The organism is Acinetobacter sp. GN11 (assembly GCF_054823985.1).
Window position 1 is genome coordinate 1 of record NZ_JRVL01000241.1, and the last position, 3546, is coordinate 3546.

Annotated in this window: 4 protein-coding genes; all 4 read left to right on the top strand. The window is 38.6% G+C overall.

Annotation, left to right across the window (positions count from 1 at the left end; genetic code table 11):
- Window positions 1–1062 (top strand): ABC transporter substrate-binding protein (locus NL42_RS17300; protein WP_461313693.1); only part of this gene is annotated, 1062 nt, incomplete at its 5' end.
- A gap of 3 nt (window positions 1063–1065) precedes the next feature.
- Window positions 1066–1905: an ABC transporter permease gene (locus tag NL42_RS17305; RefSeq protein ID WP_461313694.1), complete on the top strand. Its 840-nt coding sequence runs from the start codon at window positions 1066–1068 to the stop codon at window positions 1903–1905.
- A complete protein-coding gene (locus NL42_RS17310) occupies window positions 1905–2693 on the top strand; it encodes an ABC transporter permease (RefSeq protein WP_250375717.1) in 789 nt (262 codons plus the stop codon). Before NL42_RS17305 ends, NL42_RS17310 begins: the two co-directional genes overlap by 1 nt.
- Before the next feature lie 19 nt (window positions 2694–2712).
- Window positions 2713–3483 (top strand): ABC transporter ATP-binding protein, encoded by a 771-nt coding sequence (locus NL42_RS17315; RefSeq protein ID WP_014206755.1) that lies wholly within the window; start codon window positions 2713–2715, stop codon window positions 3481–3483.
- Window positions 3484–3546: the final 63 nt, after the last annotated feature.

Here is a 3546-nt window from a genome sequence, read left to right on the forward strand (position 1 = left end):
CCACGTCTAGTTTTAGGTTTTAGTTTTTTGGGTCTTGTTGCTTGTGGCGCACAAAAAACAGAAGAGACCATCCCAAAACAGTCTGAACAGCAACAACTCCGAATTGCTGTCGTTGCCAATGGCACTTCAGGTAGTTTGGACTTTATTGGTGTGCCACAACTGATTTCACAAGATCAAATTTTTCTACAAGCCTTAAAGCAAAATAACATTGAATTAAAGTGGGAACCTGTGACCACCGCTGCTGTAGCAACTCTGGTTAATGAAAGTTTTCTAAATAATAAAATCGATTTTGCTTTTTACGGAAACCTTCCTGCTGTAGTGCTCAATGCAACAGGCGTTAAAACGCAAATTGTTGTACCTGGAGGTATCGGTAATAACGTCTACCTTATTGTTCCAGAAAATTCACCTATTAAATCTATTGAGGAATTAAAAGGTAAAAAAATTGCCCTACATCGTGGACGTCCGTGGGAAATTAACTTTGGGCAACTCATACAAAGTAAAGGATTAAGCTTAAAAGACTTTCAAATTGTGAATTTAAACCCTCAAGCTGGGGCCGCTGCTTTATCTGCTAAAAGTGTAGATGCCTTTTTTACCTTAAGTGATGCGCTTACTTTGCAAGATCGCCATCTGGGTAAAATCATTTGGTCATCACAATCTTTGCCAGCGGACTGGAAAATGCGTGCCGAACTCTGGGGTAGCAAAAGCTACATTGAGCAACATCCAGATACTACTCAATTACTTGCTGATGCGACAGTACGTGCAATGGACTGGATTGCGCACCATCAAGATGAGTTTCAGCAAAGTCAAACTAAGTTTGGCCAACCTCTTAGTGTGATTCAACGTGAAAGCCAGAATACGGCAAGCACATGGCAACAAGACTGGTCTCCAGACTATCAAGTCGACTTTCTGAAACAGCATTATTCAAAAGTCATTAATCACGCAGTGAAAAATCAGCTTATTCAAACCCCAATCAAAGCAGATGAACTGTTGAATCCGAAGTTTACCCGTCAAGCAATTCAAAATTTACAGACTAATCATGCTTCAAATAAGCAGGGAAACTAGACAATGAAAATACTAGTAAAGCCACTTATTGAGCAAAATAACGTTTTATTTAAAACCCCACTCGGTAAGAAATTTTCTTCTAAAAAGGTGTATGGGCTGCTCTCTGTGATTTCACCCTTATTAGTATTACTCATTTGGCATTTGATTAGTTCTTTACAGATTTTCCCAACCCAAATTTTGGTGCCGCCTAAAACTGTCTGGAATACTTTCATTGCGTTGTTACAAAGCGATGAGCTTCAAATGCATCTCAAAGATAGTCTTTCTCGTCTATTTTTGGGATTTTCTATCGCAGCAATTAGTGCAATTGCTTTTGGTATTGCCTATGGGGCAAATACTCTCTTTCGCAATTACACCTATATTTTATTTAACGTTTTTTATCAAATTCCGATCTTTGTCCTTATTCCTATTTTTATTCTAGTTTTTGGGATTGGTGAATTATTTAAAATTTTACTGATTATAAAGGCCTGTTTTTTTCCAATAGCGTTAGCAACAGCCGATGCAGTCAAAAATATTCCCAAAAAATATATTGAACTAGGACAAATCTACAAGCTTAAAACACGAGCTTGGCTCAGGCTTATTATTCTTCCATCCATACTCCCGCCGTTAATTGGTGGTCTACGAATTGCACTTGGTCGTGCATGGCTGATTTTAGTTGCCGTTGAACTACTGGCAGCTGGAACGGGTATTGGGCAAATGATGGAACTAGGGCGTCAAATGTTGCGATTAGATGTTGTGATGGTTGGTGTGTTTATCACAGGCTTAGTGGGCTTTGGTTTAGATAAAGTTTTACGTTTAGTGGAACAACGCTTTATCTCACCTGCGCTTAGTTCGAGGGAGAAATAATGTCTCAGCGTTCATTTACTTTAAAACAGACATGGCAACGGCCAATTATTTTAGTACAAGGCTTAGTACTACCATTACTGTTATTAGGCTTATGGCAATATAACTCAAGCTTAGGTGCCAGTCATGCCTATGCATTTGTTCCTTTACAAAACATTTATTTCGCATTTATTAAATTGCTTGAAACAGGTGAATTGTGGCTAAACACCTGGGGAAGTCTTAAAAAAGCTGGAATAGGTTTCATATTGGGTTCGATAAGCGGCTTAATTTTAGGTACTTTGCTCGCCTATTCAAAGGTTTTAAATGCTTTAGTTTCTCCACTATTTAATAGTATTCGACAAGTACCGTTACTGGGCTTAACACCCTTAATTGCCTTATGGTTTGGCAATGGAGAAGAAGCGAAAATCTTTATTATCGCGCTTGCCTCGTTTTTTCCATTAGTGATCAATACGTTTCAGGGCCTCAGCCACAATGATGCAAAATACGATGAGATCGCACGTATTTATCAATTTTCATTCTGGCGCAAATTTAAAAAAATACGCCTTCCCCAAGCTCTACCCCATATTTTAACTGGTTTAAATTTAGCCGTGCCATTTACTTGGATCACCACGACAGCAAGTGAGTTGCTATTCAATGCGGGTGCGGGACTCGGCAACTTAATGATGAAAGCCGAGATTAACGCTGAAATGGATATTCTGTTGGTTTGCGCTATAACAGTTACCCTTTGTGGGGCCTTTATGACGGCAAGTATTCATCTTATTTCAAAACGCCTGCTGCAATGGCGTACCTAATTTGTCTTTTTAAAAAATATTGTTAGGAATTTATATGTCTTTCTCTCTACTTTCTATTAAAAAACTCAATAAATCTTTTCAACGTGATCAAAATACTTTGACCGTTTTAGATGGTATTAACCTCAACATTGAGCAAGGTGAATTTATTTCGATTGTTGGCAGTAGTGGCTGTGGAAAATCAACACTACTACGCCTCATTGCTGGATTAGATCAGGACTATGACGGTGAAATTCTACTAAATCAAACCCAGATAAAAGGCACAGACTTAAAGCGCGGCTTAATTTTTCAAGAGCATCGATTACTTCCGTGGCTTACTGTTTTTGAAAATATCCATTTAGCGCTTGAAGAAACTCCTCTCACCCGTGAAGAGAGAAATTTACGGGTAAATGAACACATAGAAATTGTCGGGCTGAAGGGGTTTGAAAAGGCGTATCCACATGAGCTTTCTGGTGGCATGGCACAACGTGTTGCAATTGCCCGCGGACTCGTCAATAAACCCGATATTCTACTTCTGGATGAACCTTTTGGTGCTTTAGATGCCATAACACGGAGTCACTTACAAGCTGAACTTCAACGTATCTGGCAACATGAAAAAATCACCATGATTTTAGTGACTCACGATATTGAAGAAGCTGTCTATCTTGGAGACCGAGTAATTGTGATGTCGGCTCGACCAGGAAAAATTAAAGAAATTATTCAAGTTCCGTTGACACATCCTCGACATAAAGAAAGTGAGCTGTTATTTGGTTTTCGCAATCAGGCACTTAATATGCTAGATCACACTGCATAATTAATTTGAATATTGATCGATATTAATATGATTTAGGAAACAGATAATATCGTGATATTAATA